A 19,791-nucleotide genomic window follows, 5' to 3' on the forward strand; every position below is an offset into this window, starting at 1 on the left:
TGAGGCCGCGCGTCGACATATATTTTTGATATTATTGCAGAAAATGGAGCATTTTTTTTGGGAGAGCGGTGTCTGATTTTTTGAAAACGCCACTGTTTAGGTGAGGCTCTCCGGTCTTAATCTTCGGTTTGATCGCCTGTTTGCTGCTCGTTTTGAATACTATTATGCAAGGCGTGGGGCTGGAAAAGCCTGCTCCGGCGAATTGGCATCCACCGGCAGGGTATGAGCTTGCTTATGCGGATAAGAAAAGTCCGGCTTACGGATACAGATGGGTAAAAGGAAACCCATCGGATTGCTCGCTGGATGGCGACTGCTGGGTTCTAAACCTTGTGAGTCCAAAAGATTGTTATGGTCTCTCTGTGAACGTGTTACTTTTGGACAAATTCGGGAAGACTATGGGGTCAAGGTATCAGAGTGTGGTGTCTGTTAAGGCCGATAAGCCGTCTCAACTGGTATTCCAGTCCTATCCTGATTTCCCTGAGAGGCTACAGATAAGCGAAGCTTCCTGCCTGTGACGGGACGCGCAGCCGGTTCTTTATTCAGGGGCGTAGACCCTCGTTTTTTCTGTGGCGCGGTTTACGCCCTCGGTGAAGGTGACGCCCTCGAAGCCCATCTCCAGCGCCTTGCTCACCAGTCGGTCGAGCACGTCTGGCGTGCAGCCCCAGCCTGATGGCGGCTCACGGACATCGTGGGTATAGAGCACGAGCCATGCCTTTTGCGCGGCGGCGCGTTTCAGCCAGGTCATGGCCACCTCTTCGCCGTCCGCGCCTTCGATGCCGACGGCGGGCGCCTGATTGAGGTCGGTGCCGGTGGTGATCAGGCCGTGGTGCAGGGCCCGCGCGGCCGTGAAGCGGCTTTTCAGGATAGATTTGGCGTGCGGTGACACATCGCCGTAAGGATAGGCGAAGGTGGTGGCCGCCGGAAAACCTGAGGCCACGAAAGCTTCGCGATTACGGTCGAGATCGGCGGCGATGAGGGCGGCGGACGATTGGCCGCAATCGATATGATCATGGGTATGGCAGGCGATTTCGTGCCCCGCGGCGGCCAAACGCCGGATCTCGTCGGCCTGCGCATAGGCGCCGAGATGGCTCGACTGCCCCATCTGTCCGGCGGAAATGAACCAGGTGCCGCGCAGGCCGTGCTTTTCGAGGATCGCCGCGCCGGTGCCGGCCGCCGAGGTGGGGGCATCGTCGAACGAGACGGTGAGCAGGGGGCGCGTCAGATCGAACTGCGCCGGACGGGTGTGGACCATGCGCGCCACGCGGCGGCGCAGCTTGCCGTAAAGCGAACGGTCGGCGCTATAGGGCGTATCTTCCATGCTCAGACCACCTGTGCGTAAAGGGCAGCGCGGTAAAGGCGCAGGGCGAAGGCGCGCAGTTTGAGCGGCGCCAGCGGTGACAGGCTCACCCCCTTGATCAGAGGGCGGACCACACCGAGCAGCGGCACGCGTTTCAGCAGTTTGGCCGCCTTGTAGCTCGGATACTGCGACACTACGGCTTCGTGGCGGGCGATGACGCGGGCGAAATTGCCGACCGATTGCTCATATTTGCGCGCCAAAGTTTCCGGCGTGTCGAGCCCCATATGGGTGGCGGTGTTGTCGATATGGCCGACGCCGTAACGGGCGGCGACGCGCATCCCCCATTCGGTATCTTCCCAGCCCCAGCCGGTGAAGCTGGCATCGAAGCCCTCGGCCTCGAAGACATCGCGGCGCACCAGCAGGTTCGACGTGAAGACGTATTTTTCTGGATGCAGGCGGCGCGTTTCGGCCGACAGGCAGTCGCTCTGGCCGGCCATCATGCGGTGGACGGCGAAGGCTTTCGTGGCGGGGGCCTGCAACAGCGAGAAGCCGCCAAAGACGACGGCGTTCAGGCCATCGGCCTGATCGCGCCAGCGGTCGAGGAAGCATGAGTTCATCCGGCAGCATGTCGGCGTCGAGGAATAGGAAGTACGCGCCGCGCGCCGCCGAGGTCAGGCGGTTGCGGCCGCGCGCCCGGCCTTCGTTGGCGGGCAGGGTGATCAGTTCGCAGGCCAGGGGGCTCTGGCTGATAAAGGCGCTGACATCGGCGGTGATGTCGGCCATGCCGGAGCCGTCGTCGATCAGGATGATCTCCAGCGCCTGCGGATCGCGCGTGGTCAGGGCGCGCAGCAGGGGCAGCGGCGACTCCTTGTAGAAGGGGATCAGCACCGAAAGGCGCGGCGTGACGGTGGTGAAGGCGGCGTTGCGCAAAATGGGCTGTATCATGCGAACACCTTGTCACGCAGGCGGTTGACGATCTTCTGCGCGGGCGCGCGGATATTGTTGAGATTAAGGGCGATAGCCAGGGCGCCATACACAAGGACGCCGGTCGTGCCCCTGATCACCAGATCGACGATCGGCAGACCAAAGGTCGGCAGCAGGGCGACCGCGCCCATCATGACGCCGACGGCCAGCAGGGGGCGGGCCAGATCGGCCACATGAACCGGCAGGGCCAGAGCGCGCAGGCCGAGCAGCCACGAGCCGATCAGGCCCAGCCCAAAGCTGATGCAGGAGGCGAGCGCCGCGCCCATCAGGCCCATGACCGGGATTAAAAGGACATTGAGCGCCACATTGCTGACGGCCGGAATGGCCATGGCGACGATGAGCAGGAGGGTGCGCTTGGCGAGCGTGAAGGCCTGCAGGAAATAGTAGGTATTGAGGCCGGAAAACAGCGCGCCGAGGCTGATCAGCGGGGTGACCAGAAGCGCCTGCTGGCGCAGGCCTTCGCCGATAAGAAGCGTGCCGAGCGAAGGCGCCACCATGATCAGCCCGCCCACTGCGGGGAACAGGACGAAGGCCATGGTGCGCAATTGCAGGGCCGCGACCTGTTTCAGACCGTCCACATCGTCGTGTTCGAGGGCGTGGACCATGGCCGGGCCGCCGGCGGCACCGAACCAGATGAACAGGACGTCGAGGATGCGCGAGGCGAGCGAGAAGCCGGCATGGTAGGCGCCGGCCTCGGTGTCATTGAGGAACCAGGCGATGAGGAAGCGATCAACCGTATAGAGCGCCAGCGTCAGGATCAGGCTGGCCGAGACTGGGAAGCCGTAATGGACGTAAGTCTTGGCCTTTTCAGCGCTGAAGCGGCCTTTCAGGGCGCGGCCCCAGTCTTCGCGGGCGACGAAGGGCAGGCAAATCAGGGCGATCAGGCCGCCACCGACGATGGGGGAGGCGCCGCCAAGGCCAAGCGTGGCGCACATAGCGCCGAGGCCAAAGCCGCCGGCGGTCTGGATCATGTCGAGGATAGAGGCGGCGCCGACGCGGCCTTCGGAACGGCGCTGTTCCTGCACTAGCTTGATCAGCGAACGGAAGATGACGCAGCCGAGGCTAAGCCCCATGGCCATTTTCAGCGCGCCATGCAGCGGCCATAGCCACAGGCCAAGCGCGCAGATGAGGGTGAAGACGACCGCGACCATGGCGAACAGGCGGTAGACCGTGCCGTAAAGTTCGGGGGCGGTGGCGTCGGTGCGCGATTCCGACGGATAGAAGCGCGCCATGGCGGCTTCGATCCAGGTGAAGAAGACGGTTTGCGCCAGGCTGGATATGCCGAAGGCCAGGGCGTAGCGGCCGTAGTCTTCAGGCGAAAGCACGCGCGTGAACACCATCAGGGTGGCGAACCCGATCAGGCCTTGCAGGATATTGGCGGGCAGGTAGCCCCAGAGGCCTCTAAGGAACATCAGCGGACCGTCTTCGCATCGCCGAGCAGGCAGGGAATGGTCATGGCCATGATGTAGAGATCAAACCAGATCGAATGGCGCTCGATATATTCGACATCAAGCCCGATGCGGCGGCGCACATCATCGGCATTATCGAGCGGACCGCGCGACCCCTTGATGGCGGCCCAGCCGGTGACGCCCGGCTTCATGCGGTGGCGCCAGGCATATTCGGCCACCAGACGCGCGGACTCATCCGGGCCGGTGCGCATACCGATGGCGTGCGGACGCGGCCCCACCAGCGACATCTCGCCTTTCAGCACGTTGAACAGTTGCGGTAGTTCGTCGATGCTGGTCTTGCGGATAAAGCGGCCGACCGGCGTGACGCGTGGATCGCCCTTCGTCACCTGCTGCTGAGCGGTGTGGTCGGTCATGTGGGTGTACATCGAGCGGAACTTCCACACCAGAATGACTTCGTTGTTGAAGCCATGGCGGCGCTGGCGGAAGAAGACGGGGCCGGGGCTGTCAAGCTTGATCAACAGGGCGACGACCAGCATGAGCGGCGCGAAGATGAGGAAGGCGAGGGTGCCGATGAGCAGGTCTTCGCCGCGTTTCAGCATGGCCTTGCGCTCGTCTTCCGACACGCCGGAGACGCGGGCCAGCGGAATATCGGCGACGCGCGCCCAGGCGGCCTTGGCGGCGTTGTCATTGTCCATGTCGACGAACAGCGACACCTCATTGGGCAGGCTGCGCAGCTTCTCGATGATGGTCTTGACCCGCGCCTTGGCGGAGGTGTCGAGGGCCACCACGATCTGATCGACATAGGGGGTGATCTTGTGGCCCAGAAGCGACTGGACATCGCCCAGCACAGGCACGCCGACAAGGGCGTGCGGATTGCGCGCCAGACGATCGTCGAAGATGCCCAGAATGTTGACGTGGCGCTCGGCGAGGGCGGCTTCGATCAGCTTTTCGGCATATTTGGTGGCGCCAACGATGACGATGCTGGGGATGAGCTTGCCCTGGCGACGCCAGCGTTCGACCACACGCCACCACAACAGGTGCTGGATCATGAAATAGATCAGGCTGATGCCCGTCCAGAAGCGAACGGCGGCGGTGACGGCGTAGTCATTGATGGAAAAATCAGCCAGGACATCGGCCAGGAGATAGCCGGCGCCGAAGATCAGGGTCAGCTTGACCAGATGAACCGATATGCGCGCATTGCGGCCAAAGCGGTAAAGTCCGCAGACATAAAGGGCCCAGTAGATGCCGAGTGTGGCGGCGATAAAGGGCAGGATATTGCCGAGCGGGCTGGTGAAAAAGCCATGCGGCGCCACGACGCGGGCGCAGGTGACAGCCAGGAAAACCAGGGCGAGGAAATCTATGGTGCGGAAGAGGCGCACAAACATGTCACCGCTGCGCCGTTCTCTGGCGGAGACCAGCTTCTCCGGCCGGAACGGGCCGCGGCGATTGCGCGGATCACCCGGCAGGATGTCTGTCGCGGTCGCATCATCGAGCGTGGTGAGGGGGAGGGCGGCGTTCATGACCTGGCTGATATGGCGAGTTTTCTTATGCGGTAAACCTACACAACTTGACTTAGGAGCCGGTTAACAGGCGGCGTTTTTCCCGAAATAATCGAGGTTTCGGGTTTCGTGCCAGGTGGGGGGAGGTTAAAACGCGCGTTGCGCCGCCATGGGCAGGGCTTGAGAAAAAGCCTGTGCAACATTTACAAGCAGGGCGTTGCCTTTTTAAAACGAACGCGCTAAGTGATCCGTAACGGAGACGTGGCCGAGAGGCTGAAGGCACTCGTTTGCTAAATGAGCGTACCCCTAAAAGGGTACCCAGGGTTCGAATCCCTGCGTCTCCGCCATCCCCCCTTTCCATAGTTTTCATAACTGACCGATAACCCTTATTTTATAAGGGTTTGCGCGTTTTGGCTTGATCGTAGGTTTCCTTAATGTTCCCATCTACCCGCCGTCGTTGGTGGGATCGGTGGTGGGATTTGGAACGGGTTTTTTCATGGCAAATCGTACTGCAAAGACGCTCACGACGAAGGGGGTAGCGGCGCTTTCCAAGCCCGGCAGGCACCCTGATGGCGACGGGCTTTATCTGAAAATATCGCCAACAGGCGGAAAGGCGTGGATATTTCTTTTCAGGATGCCTGGGATGCGAAAAGAAATGGGCCTTGGTGGGATCACCGATGTCACCTTAGCCGAAGCCCGGGAACTGGCCGACATAGCGCGGAAAATGGTCAGGAGTGGGAAAAACCCGATCATCGAGCGCAAACTCGGTAATCGCACGGTAGCGGATACGCCGACCTTCAGGGTTTTTGCGGAGGCATACGTTAAGTCAATTGAAAGCCAGTGGAAAAACGCGAAGCACAGAGCACAATGGAAAATGACACTTGAGGTGTATGCCGCCCCCCTTCATGACAAACTGCTATGTGACATAGACACCAATGACATCCATCACGTCCTCACCAGGGACAATCTGTGGAATACCAAGTCTGAAACGGCCAGCCCGCATCAGGGGGCGTATTGAGACCATCCTGGATGCCGCCCGGGTTAAGGGTTATCGCAAAGGGGAAAACCCCGCACGCTGGGAAGGTCATCTGGAGCATCTGTTGGGTAAGCGGAAGAAGCTCACGCGGGGGCATTTCGCGTCGATGCCATATGAGGAATTGCCGGACTTCATCAGGGACCTGAGAACACGGACAGCCAAAGTCGCCAGAGCGCTGGAGTTCCATATTCTATGCGCGTCCCGACCCGGCATGGTCGAACAGATGCTGATGACTGATGTGAACTTTGATGAACGCGTCTGGACGATCCCAAAAGAGCGGATGAAGCTCGAACGCAATCACATGGTTCCATTGTCACAACGCGCGATCGATATCCTGCTCGAAATGAAGAAAAACATGAGAAACAATGTCGTCTTTTATGGCCAGAACCCCGGAGTGGGGAGTCCCCCCCGCTTCATAACAGTTCGTAGTTGTTCGGTATCCATTATGGGTAAAGAATTGAGACTTTTTTGATTGACCGCAAGTTCACTTTTGATCTGATGCGAACGGTTCTGAAAAGGAGGATGTCGACATGGCAATCCGTTGCTCTCGAAGTCGCGCATATCGGTATTCGCGTGAATTCAATTCACCGGGGCTTGATCGACACCAATATGACCAGGAACGTCCAGCCTGAAATGCTGCAAATTCCGATGGGGCGCAGTGCAAAGCCAGACGAGGTTGCCAAAATGATGCTCTTTTTGGCGAGCGACGAGGCCAGCTATTCTACGGGCGCGGAATTCGTCATCGCCGGTGGCTCAACGATGGGCGTCCCACGCCATTGACCAAGCGCCGGGCTGGGATCATCTTCGCCTGATCGGGCCAGGCGGTTCAAAGAGGCCGGGTTCAGCCATGATTGTCATGGAAACATGACGGAACCTTAATGCTGCCCCCCGTTGCATCAGCCGCAAAATGTAGCGATGCTGACTTGTCATTTTATCGCTTCAAGGTTTTCCTCATGATCCGTAAGTTCACCGGTTCCACGCAATCCTGTCTTGCCATAGCGATAAGTCTGTTGCTTGTCGCGACGTCCTCTCAGGCGCAGACGTACCAACCGTCATTTCACCCGGAGGCCTTGAAAGGCCCGCCCGTCGGAGCCCGCAACGAAGTGCTGGTCCTCGGCACGACGCATCTCTCCAATATGCCCAAAACCTTTGATCCTGAGACGCTGTCGCCGCTTCTGGATCGCCTGGCGGCATGGCATCCGACCGCCATCGCTACTGAAGACCTGTCTGGCCTTCAGTGTGACAGTCTGCGCCGCTATCCCGCGCGCTATGCCGATACCGTCAAGACCTATTGTCCCGACCCTACGCTTGCCGGAAACGCCACGGGGCTTGACGTTCCGGCCGCCAATGCCGAGGCTGAGCGTTTGCTGGCCAGTTGGCCGAAGGCGCCAACATCGATGCAGCGACGGCATCTGGCGGCGGTTTTTCTGGCTGCGGGTGAGCGTGGCTCCGCCTTGGTACAATGGCTACGGCTGGAGGCTGCGGAGCGTCACCCCGGCGATGGCCTGAATGAGGACCTTGTCACCGCATTGGATAAGCTGAAGGATCGTCGTAATGAGACCAGTCTGATCTCCGCCGCGCTTGCCGCGCGACTGGGGTTGGAGCGTCTTTGGAGTGTGGACGACCATTCGGCCGACACGCCGGACCCTGCCGATCCCTTAGAGGCGAAAGCTTTTAACGATGCAATTACGCAGGCGTGGAGCAATGCGGCCACGCAAGCGCGACAGGCCGATAATGGCCGCTTGCAGGAAGGCCTGGCGAAGTCGGACGGTGTCCTTGATATGTACAGGTCTTTTAACGCGCCGGAGGCGGCGATGCAGATCTATCAATCCGACTTTGGCGCGGCGTTTATGGAGCCGTCGCCACAGGGGTTCGGGCGCAAGTATCTGGGATATTGGGAGACGCGGAACCTGCGCATGGTGTCCAACATCCGAGATGTGCTTGGTCAATATCCGGGCACCCGCCTGCTGGCGATCGTGGGGGCATCGCACAAAGGCTATTATGAAGCCTATCTCAATCAGATGCATGACGTGAATTTGGTCGATGCCATAGCTGTGCTCAAATGAGCGGCATCTAAAAGTTGGACATTATGCGGCTTTACGCCAATGCGGCAGGGCGTAACTTGACCCAGCTAAAGGCGGTTAGGGCAAAGCGCTGGCGGCCGTGAAGGTGCCGAAGTCCGGAGGCATTGTGTTCATGCTGGCGGATATTGCAGCTTGAGAGCTTGCCAAGCACGTCGCCTGAAGCATCATCGGCGTTGTCGACATGATTTCGGGACTGGCCAGCCAGACCAATCTTATGGCCCTGAACGCCACGATTGAAGCGGCACGCGCCGCAGAGGCGGGCAAGGGGTTTGCGGTTGTGGCGTCTGAAGTGAAGGCTCTGGCCGGACAGACGGCCAAGGCGATGACGGAGATTTCGGCCAAGATTGAGCAGATCCAGAAAGCGACCGTGCGGGCTGTTGGTGTTATTCAGGGGATTACCAATACGATTCAGGAGATTAACAGCACATCGACCGCGATCGCCTCGGCCGTGGAACAACAAAATTCGACGACGCAGGAAATCGTGCAGGCCGTGAATCAGGCTTCTGCGGGCACGAGCGAAGTCACCGCGAACATTACAGGCGTCGCCCAGGCTGCCGAACAGACGGGGGGGGACTCCCCACCATTTAGCAAGCTGCAAGTTGAGGGCTTCCGATAGAATTTCGCTTAGCTGGATCGTAGGTAGTTTTTGTCTCCAGCATTGCGCAAGCGACCGCCAGTAGTCGGTCGGCGACACCTCTTAACGCCCTTCCGTGACTGTGGCCGCGACTTCGCAAGGCGCTATATTTTGCTCTGCTTGGCAGGTCATGTTGTGTTGCCACTCTCGCCCAGTGATAGATCGCGGTTCTCAATCGGCGGGAGCAAGCTTTCCGCATTTCTACACGACAGGATTTTCCGCTCCTCTTGGTAACCGGGGCTATGCCGGTTAAGGTACGCAAAGCGTGATAATCTCTCGCTCGGATGGCGTAGTGGGCCTCCGCGAGCAGCGTGGCGACGACGATCCTTCCCACTCCCGGCAAAGAGCGTAGGATCGCCGCGTCAGGCTGCTCGTTTAGCTGCCCCGGCTCGGCTTCCTGTTCGGCGAGCTTTGCGACCAGGATATCTAGCCGACGGGTGGCTTCCTTGAGCTGATGATTGACCAGCTTAACGCGCTCAGAGATCGCGGTGATGTGAGCGCTGGCTGCTTCTGTCGTACCCGGTGCGACAGTCAAGGCTGGCCGTTTTAGGATTTCCAGAACCTCGAACGCGGAGATCCTTCGAATGCGATGTGCGCTCAAGATCCTGGCAATCTTCTTCTGTTTAAGGGCTTGCGCATGTATCGGCGTTGGCGCCAGAAGAAACAGATCCAGGAACCATTCCATCCCTACATCTTCAGTCAGATCAAGTGCTTGAGGGTAATAACGCCAGAGCTGTTGACGGATACGGTTCGTAAGTTTGACGCGTTCTTCCTTCAACTCATCATTTATCCGGGACCATTCACGAAGCTCAACGATGGTTGGGTCCATGCTCTCCAGATGACGAAAGCAATGGCGATCGGTCTTTAAAGATGATGCCAGAACCAGGGCGTCTCTTCGATCATCCTTAGCACCAGCCGGAGAAAAGCGATCCCTAAAACGGTCGAGCTGCTTTGGATTGACCGAAAAAGCGAGTATCCCACGGTCCATTAGGGCTTCCACCACTGGGCCATGCGGCATCTCTATGGCTACCGCAATATCGGTTGGGTTTGGGGCATGCTCAAGCAACCAGTCAACCATAGCCCCAAGACCCAATCCGTCATGAGCGAAGGATTTTTGTATCGGACCTGAAGGTCCCAAAATACAAACTTGATGTTCTGTGCTTGCCCAATCTACACCGACAAATAAAGTCGGCTCGTCTAACATTTGCGCCTCCTGTCATGTCGAGTCGCTGCGTCGCTTCGCCGTTCCCTGTACTGGCGCTCCAGGCTATATAGCCTTGGCGCAACTCCCCACTGGGCGTGCTCCGCAGTCAACCGATCGAGGTGCATGTCCCCCCCAGGCGTTCAAGGACGCAGGGGGCAAAAGGCTACTCTCGACCAGCCGACCCGTGACGGCTAGAATAATCCAAACCGCTGAGAAAGGGTACAGGGGGGCGGCGTCTCAGGTTCTAAGCTCGTCGAACGAGCTTGCCCAACAGTCCGAAAAGCTGCGCTATGAGATGGATTCGTTCCTCGCTACGGTAAGAGCGGCTTAATGAAGCGGCGGGCCAGTCAATCTGGCCCGCCGATCTTATCGTATGGGGGGGGCGTTTGGCACCTCTGTTAACCACGCCCATTAATATCGCCGTTATTTAATTTTGCTATCTTGGCTCCCGTTGTTTTTGACTATTGAGCCAGCATGCATGTGTTAAAGCGTTTCGGCAGACCGCCGCGTAGAGTAGGTCACACGGTTCAGACCGACCTTTGGGCCGTCATGGCTGTAACTCTGACGGGCACCTTCGTTCTGCATCACTTCGACTGGTTTGAAGCTCTATACGAGTTCAGCCGTAGGTATGAGGCCCAAAGCTTCGATGACATGCTGGTCATCGTCCTGTTCATTGCGGTGGGCGCCACCTACTTTTCCATCCGGCGTTCCTTGGATATGCGCCGGGAATATGAGCTGCGCCTGAAAGTAGAAGGGCGAATGGAAACGCTTGCCCTGACCGACGCCCTGACCGGTCTGGCCAATCGTCGACATCTGTACAGCGTCCTTAAAAGCCGACTGGAAGAAAACTCAGCCGAGGCTTCGCCTTTTGCCGTGTGTATCTTTGATCTCGACCGCTTCAAGCCCATCAATGACGTTCACGGCCATCTTGTCGGCGACCAGCTCTTGCAGCAGATCGCGCAGCGTGCTCAGGGGCAACTTCGCTCGGGCGACATGTTGGCCCGCCTGGGCGGTGACGAATTCGCCCTGATCGTCAATACCCGAGATGTCGACGAGGATATATCCGGACTGGCCGAACGGCTTATCACAAGCCTGTCTGAGCCCTTCCATATCGACCAGCTTGTTTGCCATATCGGGGCGAGCATGGGAATCGCCTTTGCTCAGGGCTGTGCTTCGCAGACACCTGACGCTCTGTTGCAAAGGGCAGACCTGGCGCTTTATCGCGCCAAGACGGAAGGCCGCGGCACGTTCCGCTTTTACCAGGACGCCATGGACGCCAAGGCGCATGAGCGCACCCTTATTGAACTGGAACTGCGCAGTGCGGTCGAAAAGGGCGAAATCCGGCCCTATTTTCAGCCCCTGATATGCCTGCGTGATGGCCGGATTGAAGGCTATGAAATCCTGGCGCGCTGGGATCATCCTTCCTTCGGGCTTGTCACACCGGATCGCTTTATCACCGTAGCCGAGGAGGCGGGGCTGATTGGCGATATTTCGCTGTCGCTCCTGAAGCAGGCGTGCGAGCAGGCGCGTAGCTGGCCAAAGGGGACCTATCTCTCGCTTAATATTTCTCCGGTCCAGTTTCGGGATTGTCAACTCAGCACAAAAATTTGCGATATCCTGGACAGGACGGGGTTTTCCGCCGCCTGCCTGGAAATCGAAATCACCGAAAATGCGCTGGTGCATGATGTCGACGTGGCGCGCCGAACCCTCATCTCGCTGAAAGCCAGAGGGATGACGCTGGCCCTCGACGATTTCGGCACGGGCTATTCCAGCCTGCAACACCTTCGGTCCCTGCCTTTCGACAAGCTCAAGATCGACCAGTCGTTCGTCACGAGTATGAGCGAGAGCGCGGAAAGCCGGAAGCTGGTCAAGGCCATCATCGCCATGAGCCATAGCCTTGGCCTGAAAACAACGGCGGAAGGCATCGAAACCCATGCGCAAGCTCTGCGACTGACGCAGATGGGCTGCGAAACCGGACAGGGTTACCTGTTTGGCAAGCCGTCTCCGCAGGCGTGTCAGATCCTGTTGGACGGTGCCATCGGGGCGGCGTGATGAGCCCTGTTCGAATTCCTTTTTGATGTTCCACGGAGGTCTGTCGGAAGATGTCGAAACTTGAACACATTTTATGCGTTATGACGCAATTTGCTTCATGTCACCGTTGTTTTTAACTATCCATTAGGGGTTTTGATAACAGCCTTATTGTGCGATTGTGTCGTGTTTGACACTTTTTGCCTGCTGACCCAACCCGTGTGCCGCCACTCTTTGTAGTGAGTAACCCTATGACGAAGACAGTTTTAATCGTAGAAGACAGCCGCGTACAAGCCCAGGCGATCGGGGCTATGTTTCAGCAACTCGGCTTTCGTACAGACAGCGTGGCGTCTCATGCGGAGGCGCTGGAAAAGTTGAGGGGGGATTCTTTCGACCTGCTTTTGCTGGACGTTTTTCTGGCAGAGGATAATTCTCTGGACCATCTTCACGAATATAAAGCGCTCCAGCCGGGTCTGGCGATCGCTGTGATGACCGCAGGTGATTTTACGGAAAGTGACAGTGTCGCTGAGGCGATCAACCGCGCGCGCAGGTCACATGTCGACTACATTCTCGCCAAACCCTTCAAGCTCATTGATGTCGAACACATCAGCAAGGAACTAGAAAGCCGGCAGGTCGACGCCATGATCAGTATTGAAGCTAATACGGTCTTTCTTCGATAGCCGGGCGTAAAGTCGGGCTCTAATCAAGAACCAGTTCGCGCAAACTTTGTTCTTTCTTCAGTTTTTCCCGGGACAGGTGGTCGACTTCGACGGCATGGGCTTTCAGGACGCCGAGTGCATGCCATAGGTCACCGATTTCCTTGCCCATGGCCTTGGTCTGCTCGCCGGTCGGGATCGGCGTATCGTAGGCACCTTCCGAGATATTGATGATCGACTGACGTACGCGGCTCAAAGGGGCCGCGATCGAACTGACGATGATCCATACCGAACCGGCCAGAACAGTCAATATGCCGAGAATGGCCACGATCAGGAACTGGCTTTGGCGGTCACGCTTGAACTGTTCCAAAGCGACAAGAGAGCGGGCCTGCTCGGCGCCGATACGCTCGACCATGGCGTTGAGCGAGGTTTGCATGTCCTCACGAAACACGACGTATTTGGGGCGGTTGCCGAATGTATCGGCGGCCTTCAGTGACTCCGTTCGCGTAATCGCGGCCACCTTATGCCCGCCCCGGATCAGGCGCTCTATTTTAGAGTCGACATTGGCGAACTCTGGCAATTCACCAGGCTTGAGTTGCGCGCGCCATCCGTTAAGGAAAGCGGATAATTGATCCGCCTTCTTGTCCAGGCGATCTGCGGCGGCTTTTGCCTCGGCTTCGTTCTTCGACATGTAGACGCCGCGAAATTCGAGGGCCAGAGCCGTTACCAGTCGGTTCAGGCGTTCGCCACGAAAGGCATTCTCAGAGGCGTGGTTATAATCGGCGATAATGTGATCATAGTCGGCCATCGTCGTGAGGCCTAGACCTGTAATGGCTGCCGCAAGCAAGGCGAAGGCGGCCACGAGGGAGAGAATTTTAGCTTTAATGGTCAAGACGCTACACCGGAATACGCGGAACTTATCATCAAAGGTAACAGATGGCCGTTAATATTTTCCCCATAGGTGTGGGTAAAGCTCTGGCCGGAAGGGAAATATGAAGCCTTGGGCGTTGATTGATTGACGATTTCAACGCGTGCATGGCGTACATAGCGAATATCGAGCGCAATGAAAGCGCCGGTTTCTGCGAATATGCCAACTCAGTTAAGTCGGCAATCTATCAAGGCGAATGCGTTGATTTGCGCAAAAATGCCTTGCTGCGCTTAACTCGTGCGTCCCTTTCCGACATAAGCCGCGACTTCACGTGCCGGACTTTGTCTTGTACGGATACACGGGTTGATCCTGAGCCGCCGTTGCAATCGCCCTCCGCACTCTCGCGGGGAGGCCGGTCAGGGTTAGATTATAGGTCTACTATGTCGAAGCGCCACAGCGCCAAGTACAAACTCGACCGCGTCATGGGTGAAAACCTGTGGGGCCGTCCGAAGTCCCCCGTCAACAAGCGCTCGTATGGCCCCGGCCAGCACGGTCAGCGCCGCAAGAACAAGATCTCTGACTTCGGTACGCAACTGCGCGCCAAGCAGAAGCTGAAGGGTTACTACGGTAACATCACCGAGAAGCAATTCCTGCGCACCTACGAAGAAGCCGATCGCCGCAAGGGTAACACCTCGGAAAACCTGATCGCTCTGCTGGAAACCCGTCTGGACGCCTTCGTGTACCGCACGAAGTTCGTGCCGACCGTCTGGGCCGCCCGTCAGTTCGTCAACCACGGTCACGTTCTGGTCAACGGCAAGCGCGTCAACATCGCGTCCTACCGCGTGAAGCCGGACGATGTGGTTGAAGTGCGCGAGCGTTCGCGCAACATGGCTCTGGTTCTCGAAGCCCTGCAATCGCCTGAGCGCGACGTGCCGGACTATATCGAACTCGACGCCAAGGCCATGCGCGCCCGTCTGGTTCGTCTGCCGGAATCGGCCGAAGTGCCGTACCCCGTCAAGATGGAACCGAACCTGGTCATCGAATACTATTCGTCCTAACGTTCGGTCGAGTATAGAAACTGGAAACCCCGGAAGAGCCATCTTCCGGGTTTTTCTATTTCGCGCGCATTCCATGCACAGTTGTCTAATCGCAGAGCATCTTTCAAGCCTTTTTTACAATAACTTGTATACCCATGCCCTTGGTGTCTGGCTGGGGGACCTGTCGCATAAGATATTCTGTTCGGTTAGGCCAAACTCTTGACGATCATTCTTGACGTTTGCCGGATGCAGGGTTGTCTGCGCGGTCGGCACTCTCGGCCGCCGCATGATGGGGCTCCGCGGGACTGGTGCTCCTATGTTCTGAACGCAATCCATGCTCAATATGGTTGCAACCGTGCAAGCGGAATCACCTTGGCCACGTCCCGGCTGAGTCGTCTTGATGCGTCTATATTTCGACGCTAATGGCTAAACTGTTTGGTAGTCAGGCTGTGGCTGCAGCTGGAGTCATAGCCGTTGTTTTCTTTGGCAGTCCCCATGCTTAGGATCGAAGAGCTCGCCTGTTTTCAACATGGCATGCATGATGACAGCCATCTTCCTTGCCATGGCAACGACGGCACGCTTGAAGCCGGTCTTCTCCCTGGGGTTATTACCCCAGGCCTTAAGGCCGTTTTCGGAATGTGTGCGCGTTAAGTTCGACCGCAGCTTCGTAAAAAATCCGCGCAGACGATTGTCACCCCTTCGGGAGATATGACCGTCGTAATCTACCTCACCTGACTGATACCGCCGTGTCGTCAGTCCCAACCACCCCCCAACAGACCTCGAATACCTGAAGTTCTCAGGAGCTTCGATGGCGGCCAGAAATGAGGTCGCAACCACCACGCCAACACCAGGCACCGACATCAAAAGCTCACATGACTTATTCGCTCTGGCGGCCTTAATCAGTTGATGGGTGAGCAAGGCAGTCTGCTTTCGCATTGTGTTCCAAGCGTCAAGAAGAGGCAGGATGATATTTGACAAGGCGCTTTTCCCATCAAGCAAATCACGAACCTTGTGGTCAAACTTGCCGCCGACACCCTTTGGCACAATCCGTCCGAAAGTCTTCATCAATCCCCGGATCTGATTGGAATGTTCCGTGCAAATTTTGAGGAGCTTCGTTCGGCCAGTAATGAGTGTTCGGGTCAACATGCTGTCGAAACCTTTAACACGTACCTCTTTGTAAAACCCGACTTCAGCCAAATGGGCTAAACCATCTGCATCGTTGGCATCAATCTTGTTGGCTGCCATGTCCAGGGCTGCTTTGGCGTGGCGAGCATCAATGCAGATGGCAGGGAGACTCTCAGCCATGAGGGCATGGAAGACCAGATCGATAGCGGTCCCGTCTCAAACACGACCTTCTTGGCGAAAGGGGCACGCCTACGGATAACGTCCGCTATAACTTGGGGCTCTGACTCGCATTTGCCTCGCCAAATCCGGGTACCATCGCGACGAATTGATATTGCTGTCTCTTCCAAAGAGACATCTAAGCCGATATAATCAAACATGTTGCTCTCCATTTGATGCTGGGACTGACACCGCGTCGTGATCCCGTATTTCATCTTATCGGAGAGCAACGCCTTCAGCCAAATTGACCAATGTCGACGTCAAGGGAAACCGCGCGCTCGCGATTACCCCATGTTCTGGTTATCGCTTTCGCCCGGTCGGGCACGCTTATTCATAGCATCTTGTCCATGCCGTTGTGGGTAGGCGTAGGGCTCATAAGCTACAGCGCTTACCTGTGGCATCAGCCGGTGTTTGTTTTTTCGCGCATCTATTATGCGACGGATATACCTGTGGCCGGTTATGTCGTCCTTACGGCTCTCACGTTCGGCCTGGCCTATCTGTCGTGGCGCTTCATTGAAAAACCATTCAGAAACAAAGGCTTTTGGGGTCGCCAACATATATTCGCCGGTGCTGCTGTTCTGGGGGGCTGTTTATAGCGGCAGGCTTGATGTTCCATTTCGGCAATGGTTTCCCCAACCGCTTTTCGGGCGAAGCCCGTACCATCGCTTCCGGTGCCATTGAGGTCAGTCCCTACTGGCATCAGTGTGACGCGGTCATGCCAGAGACGTTCGGTAATTTCTGCGTGTTTGGCGACAACCGTTCGCGCGAGGTCGCCGTCATAGGTGATAGCCACAGCATGGAAATTTTCTGGAAGATGTCGGATGGCCTGGGCAAGCGGCCCTATGCCTTGCAGGCTTTTGCCTGGCACGGCCGCCCTCCCTTCACTGACCCGACGGCGCGGGGTGATTCCATGGGCTGCGGCTATTTCCGGGATAAATCCAAAACCTATATACTGGATAATGCCCGGATCGGCACCGTGGTTTTCCTCGCCAATCTGCCATCCTATTTCGATTGCACGGTTAAAAAACATTGCTTGGGGTCTTACGAAAATGGCCCATCTTATGTGCGAGCTCAAGGCACCCCAGACAGCACTAATCTGATGAACAAGGATATCGATGCCTATATTGCGGCCGGCAAGAAGGTCATCATCATGTATCCCATTCCGGAAATGAAGTGGAATGTGCCCTGGTACATGACGTCACGCCTGCGCTTTTCGCAAAGTCTGGATGAGACTGCCGTGCCTTTTGGCCTGCATAAGGCCCGCGCACAAAAGGCTATTGCTTTCATTGACCAGGAAGGCAGAAAACCTTACGTCACGACGGTGAACCCGGTTGATCCGCTCTGCTCACGGGGCGCCAAGTCCCACTGCGTGGGGCAGATCAATGGTGTTCCCCTCTATTACGATCAGGGCCATCTCAATGGAACGGGCGCCAATATGGTGGCCGGACAAATATTCAGCATTCTCGACAGCCAGGCCCGTGACGGTCTTTAAGCAGGCTAGTTTGAGGGCTGGGTTTCAGAAGCCGATGACAGGGGGGCTTCCGTTCACCGGATTGGAACCTTCGCGGACGATATCGGCGTCGTCCTGGGCTAGCCCGGGGCCTGACAAACATGCCTTTTATCGTCGTTATTCCGTGTCCTCGGTGTCTGATGCATTCAGAAGCGCCAGCACCTCGTCTTTTGGTTTTCCGGCTTTTATGGCATTGATGGCGGCACGCGCCCTGGCTGCGGTTTTGGCGCTGTGCGGATTGGCAGCCAGCGGCGTGAGCAGGATGGCGGCGTCGGCGCTGCGGTCCTTGACGATCAGCAGGTGAGCGGCATACCACGCGTATTCGCTGACCGAAGGCGCCAGATTGCTGGCCTGCACGGCGGCATTGATCGCCGCATCATTCGGATAGGCCGGCAGATTGCTTTGCGCCCGTGACAGGTAATAGAGCCCTGGTGCGTACATAGGATCAAGCTTGTAAGCCTTGAGCAGCGCACTTCGTGCTCGGCTCATATCACCGGACATATCTTTGGCATCGGGCGCCATCGCCTGACGGTAATAACCGCGGCCGAGCAGATACTGTGCCTCGCCATCCTGCGCATTGACCGCCACGCGCTGGCTGAGAAGGGTCTGGTAGTCGGCAAAACGCACCGACCTGGGCTCATCGTTCAGAATAACAGCGCGTGCTTCTACCAGTTGGCTGAAGGCGTCATTGCCGTATTTCAGGCGTTCGGTATCGATTCTGTCCATCAGATCGGAACCCAGATTATCCGCCGCACAGGTTTCCAGCGCCGAATTCCACATCAATAACTGATCCGCCGATTTGGGCATCGGGGTGACATCGACGGCCACCTCCGGCATGGCTTTGAAGGTAAAGCTAACCACCGGCACTCCCTTCTGCAGATAATCATGCAGTACCTTCGGCAGGTCTGTCACGTTCACATCGAAGCGGCTTTCAAACGCTGTGACCGGATCAGCGCCGCCATTGATGTCATCGATATAGCCGGCGAAGATCTGGATGCGTTCAGGGGAGGCCATGATGTAATGGGTCAGCAGCCATGACTGGGCGTAAAACTGCAGCATCTTTTCGGATTTGGTCTGGCGGACGCCGCGCAGCATGTCGGCATAGTCGATCCACCCTTCGCCGACGAGACGGCTGTAACGCTCAGATTCAGCCTGGCCGATGGCGATGGTCTTGCCATCTATGTCCATGGTCATGAAATACTCCGCGAACCCTTCCACGTACCAGGCCGGGAGAGGCACACTGTAGTTCTCGAACATGAAATGGTGGGCATATTCGTGAAACAAAACGTAGTCGAGAAAACCGTCTTTCTGCTTTTTCAGATGCGTGTTGCCGCCGGCGATCGCCACCTCATAGGTGGCATAGGCTGCCGAGCCTTCCTCGCACTGGCGATAAAAGCCGGCGACGTTTTCATTCACATCAGGCCAGACAGCGCGCATATCGCGACGATCACGCAGCAGGTAGGCAGTGAAGCGCGGGCGCGTGGTGTCGGCTTCGGCATTCCTGGCTTTATATAACGTGTAGAGCGTATAATTATAGGCCTCCAGCCGCTGCACATACTGGCGTGCGACGGCGGAGGAGCTATTGCTGTAAACGGTAAAATGCTCGGATTGCGCTTTAACCCATGAGTCAGCACAAGCCGGATGAGTCAGGCCGAATACCGTGGCCAAAACGGCCACACATGAGTTGATGGTCTTCATAACGCCCCCCGCGATTGAACCTGTTCAACCTAATAGCGAAGGGCTTGATCCGTCAAGTTGTTACCGTGGCCTTTAAGCCTCGATCACGCCCTGTTCCGTCAGGGCCGTCTTCAGTTCGCCGGACTGGAACATTTCGCGGACGATATCAGCGCCGCCAATGAATTCGCCCTTGACGTAAAGCTGTGGAATTGTCGGCCAGTCGGAATAGGTCTTGATGCCCTCGCGCAGGTCGTTGTCCTGCAGCACGTCGACGCCGACATACTCAGCACCGAGGTGATCGAGCACCTGCACCACCAAGCTGGAGAAGCCGCATTTGGGAGCTTCAGGCGTGCCTTTCATGAACAGCACGATGTCGTGCCCCTTGATGGTGGTGTCGATAAAGGTCTGGGTGTCGGTTTCCGCGCTCACGCTACGCTCTCCTGCAACAAATGATCTGACCTGCATATAGGCGTGTCGGACGCTTTAATAAAGGGCCAGAGCGAAATTCGCCCAAGCTAACAATTTTC

16 protein-coding genes, 1 tRNA gene and 3 pseudogenes are annotated in these 19,791 nt (G+C 57.3%); 10 read left to right on the forward strand and 10 right to left on the reverse strand.

From position 1 onward, the window contains the following. Positions 1–535 precede the first annotated feature (535 nt). The 5 genes and pseudogenes from ABQ278_RS06895 to ABQ278_RS06915 form a co-directional block, all read right to left on the reverse strand. Positions 536–1,318 (reverse strand): polysaccharide deacetylase family protein, encoded by a 783-nt coding sequence (locus ABQ278_RS06895; RefSeq protein WP_349321824.1) that lies wholly within the window; start codon positions 1,316–1,318, stop codon positions 536–538. Between the two features lie 2 nt (positions 1,319–1,320). Next, positions 1,321–1,914, reverse strand: a complete 594-nt coding sequence (locus tag ABQ278_RS06900) for a hypothetical protein (protein WP_349322204.1) — start codon at positions 1,912–1,914, stop codon at positions 1,321–1,323. A 40-nt stretch (positions 1,915–1,954) separates the two neighbouring features. Further along, a pseudogene (locus ABQ278_RS06905) lies at positions 1,955–2,242 on the reverse strand (glycosyltransferase); the annotation flags it as partial. Beyond that, on the reverse strand, positions 2,239–3,693 hold the full coding sequence (locus ABQ278_RS06910) for a lipopolysaccharide biosynthesis protein (protein ID WP_349321825.1): 1,455 nt from the start codon (positions 3,691–3,693) through the stop codon (positions 2,239–2,241). The gene ABQ278_RS06910 and the pseudogene ABQ278_RS06905, both read right to left, overlap by 4 nt. Further along, the gene (locus tag ABQ278_RS06915) at positions 3,693–5,210 is read right to left on the reverse strand and encodes an exopolysaccharide biosynthesis polyprenyl glycosylphosphotransferase (protein WP_349321826.1); all 1,518 of its coding nucleotides are present in this window, start codon (positions 5,208–5,210) and stop codon (positions 3,693–3,695) included. The genes ABQ278_RS06910 and ABQ278_RS06915 overlap by 1 nt, the downstream gene beginning before the upstream one ends. 234 nt (positions 5,211–5,444) lie before the next feature. Between ABQ278_RS06915 and ABQ278_RS06920 the strand changes: the two genes are divergently transcribed. The 6 genes and pseudogenes from ABQ278_RS06920 to ABQ278_RS06945 all read left to right on the forward strand — a co-directional run. Beyond that, positions 5,445–5,536 (forward strand) — tRNA-Ser (locus ABQ278_RS06920). A gap of 149 nt (positions 5,537–5,685) precedes the next feature. Continuing rightward, a complete protein-coding gene (locus ABQ278_RS06925) occupies positions 5,686–6,207 on the forward strand; it encodes an Arm DNA-binding domain-containing protein (RefSeq protein ID WP_349321827.1) in 522 nt (173 codons plus the stop codon). Positions 6,208–6,289: 82 nt separating this feature from the next. After that, positions 6,290–6,697, forward strand: coding sequence for a hypothetical protein (locus ABQ278_RS06930; RefSeq protein WP_349321828.1), 408 nt, complete (start codon positions 6,290–6,292; stop codon positions 6,695–6,697). Next, entirely contained in the window at positions 6,694–7,005 is a 312-nt protein-coding gene (locus tag ABQ278_RS06935) for an SDR family oxidoreductase (protein ID WP_349321829.1), read from the forward strand. Before ABQ278_RS06930 ends, ABQ278_RS06935 begins: the two co-directional genes overlap by 4 nt. Before the next feature lie 173 nt (positions 7,006–7,178). Further along, positions 7,179–8,291, forward strand: coding sequence for a DUF5694 domain-containing protein (locus tag ABQ278_RS06940; protein WP_349321830.1), 1,113 nt, complete (start codon positions 7,179–7,181; stop codon positions 8,289–8,291). Positions 8,292–8,478: 187 nt separating this feature from the next. Then, a pseudogene (locus tag ABQ278_RS06945) lies at positions 8,479–8,877 on the forward strand (methyl-accepting chemotaxis protein); the annotation flags it as partial. Between the two features lie 16 nt (positions 8,878–8,893). On the opposite strand, the gene ABQ278_RS06950 reads toward ABQ278_RS06945, so the two are convergent. Next, positions 8,894–10,147, reverse strand: a complete 1,254-nt coding sequence (locus ABQ278_RS06950; protein WP_349321047.1) for an IS110 family transposase — start codon at positions 10,145–10,147, stop codon at positions 8,894–8,896. Between the two features lie 549 nt (positions 10,148–10,696). On the opposite strand from ABQ278_RS06950, the gene ABQ278_RS06955 reads away from it, so the two are divergent. Both ABQ278_RS06955 and ABQ278_RS06960 read left to right on the forward strand, forming a co-directional pair. Continuing rightward, complete coding sequence (locus ABQ278_RS06955; RefSeq protein WP_349321831.1) at positions 10,697–12,199, forward strand: EAL domain-containing protein; 1,503 nt, start codon at positions 10,697–10,699, stop codon at positions 12,197–12,199. Between the two features lie 227 nt (positions 12,200–12,426). Then, positions 12,427–12,855, forward strand: a complete 429-nt coding sequence (locus ABQ278_RS06960) for a response regulator (protein ID WP_349321832.1) — start codon at positions 12,427–12,429, stop codon at positions 12,853–12,855. Between the two features lie 19 nt (positions 12,856–12,874). Here the strand turns inward: ABQ278_RS06960 and ABQ278_RS06965 are convergent, their stop codons facing one another. Continuing rightward, positions 12,875–13,723: a hypothetical protein gene (locus tag ABQ278_RS06965; protein WP_349321833.1), complete on the reverse strand. Its 849-nt coding sequence runs from the start codon at positions 13,721–13,723 to the stop codon at positions 12,875–12,877. A gap of 416 nt (positions 13,724–14,139) precedes the next feature. On the opposite strand from ABQ278_RS06965, the gene rpsD reads away from it, so the two are divergent. Next, the gene (rpsD, locus tag ABQ278_RS06970; RefSeq protein ID WP_018079728.1) at positions 14,140–14,757 is read left to right on the forward strand and encodes a 30S ribosomal protein S4; all 618 of its coding nucleotides are present in this window, start codon (positions 14,140–14,142) and stop codon (positions 14,755–14,757) included. A 444-nt stretch (positions 14,758–15,201) separates the two neighbouring features. Here the strand turns inward: rpsD and ABQ278_RS06975 are convergent. After that, positions 15,202–16,238: pseudogene (locus tag ABQ278_RS06975) on the reverse strand (IS110 family transposase). 446 nt (positions 16,239–16,684) lie between these two features. On the opposite strand from ABQ278_RS06975, the gene ABQ278_RS06980 reads away from it, so the two are divergent. Further along, positions 16,685–17,569, forward strand: coding sequence for an SGNH hydrolase domain-containing protein (locus ABQ278_RS06980; RefSeq protein ID WP_349322120.1), 885 nt, complete (start codon positions 16,685–16,687; stop codon positions 17,567–17,569). Between the two features lie 135 nt (positions 17,570–17,704). Here ABQ278_RS06980 and ABQ278_RS06985 read toward each other — a convergent pair whose 3' ends face one another. Next, positions 17,705–19,285: a hypothetical protein gene (locus ABQ278_RS06985; protein ID WP_349321834.1), complete on the reverse strand. Its 1,581-nt coding sequence runs from the start codon at positions 19,283–19,285 to the stop codon at positions 17,705–17,707. A 72-nt stretch (positions 19,286–19,357) separates the two neighbouring features. Continuing rightward, complete coding sequence (gene grxD, locus ABQ278_RS06990; protein ID WP_349321835.1) at positions 19,358–19,693, reverse strand: Grx4 family monothiol glutaredoxin; 336 nt, start codon at positions 19,691–19,693, stop codon at positions 19,358–19,360. Between the last annotated feature and the right edge of the window lie 98 nt (positions 19,694–19,791).

Origin of the sequence: Asticcacaulis sp. MM231, assembly GCF_964186625.1 — a bacterium.
Lineage (GTDB): Bacteria > Pseudomonadota > Alphaproteobacteria > Caulobacterales > Caulobacteraceae > Asticcacaulis.

Coding starts and splice junctions, on each gene's coding strand:
- ABQ278_RS06980 (WP_349322120.1), top strand. CDS start 16,685: ATGTTCCATTTCGGCAATGGTTTCCCCAACCGCTTTTCGGGCGAAGCC.
- rpsD (WP_018079728.1), top strand. CDS start 14,140: ATGTCGAAGCGCCACAGCGCCAAGTACAAACTCGACCGCGTCATGGGT.
- ABQ278_RS06900 (WP_349322204.1), bottom strand. CDS start 1,914: ATGAACTCATGCTTCCTCGACCGCTGGCGCGATCAGGCCGATGGCCTG.
- ABQ278_RS06985 (WP_349321834.1), bottom strand. CDS start 19,285: ATGAAGACCATCAACTCATGTGTGGCCGTTTTGGCCACGGTATTCGGC.
- ABQ278_RS06940 (WP_349321830.1), top strand. CDS start 7,179: ATGATCCGTAAGTTCACCGGTTCCACGCAATCCTGTCTTGCCATAGCG.
- ABQ278_RS06915 (WP_349321826.1), bottom strand. CDS start 5,210: ATGAACGCCGCCCTCCCCCTCACCACGCTCGATGATGCGACCGCGACA.
- ABQ278_RS06910 (WP_349321825.1), bottom strand. CDS start 3,693: ATGTTCCTTAGAGGCCTCTGGGGCTACCTGCCCGCCAATATCCTGCAA.
- ABQ278_RS06960 (WP_349321832.1), top strand. CDS start 12,427: ATGACGAAGACAGTTTTAATCGTAGAAGACAGCCGCGTACAAGCCCAG.
- ABQ278_RS06950 (WP_349321047.1), bottom strand. CDS start 10,147: ATGTTAGACGAGCCGACTTTATTTGTCGGTGTAGATTGGGCAAGCACA.
- ABQ278_RS06955 (WP_349321831.1), top strand. CDS start 10,697: ATGGCTGTAACTCTGACGGGCACCTTCGTTCTGCATCACTTCGACTGG.
- ABQ278_RS06895 (WP_349321824.1), bottom strand. CDS start 1,318: ATGGAAGATACGCCCTATAGCGCCGACCGTTCGCTTTACGGCAAGCTG.
- ABQ278_RS06925 (WP_349321827.1), top strand. CDS start 5,686: ATGGCAAATCGTACTGCAAAGACGCTCACGACGAAGGGGGTAGCGGCG.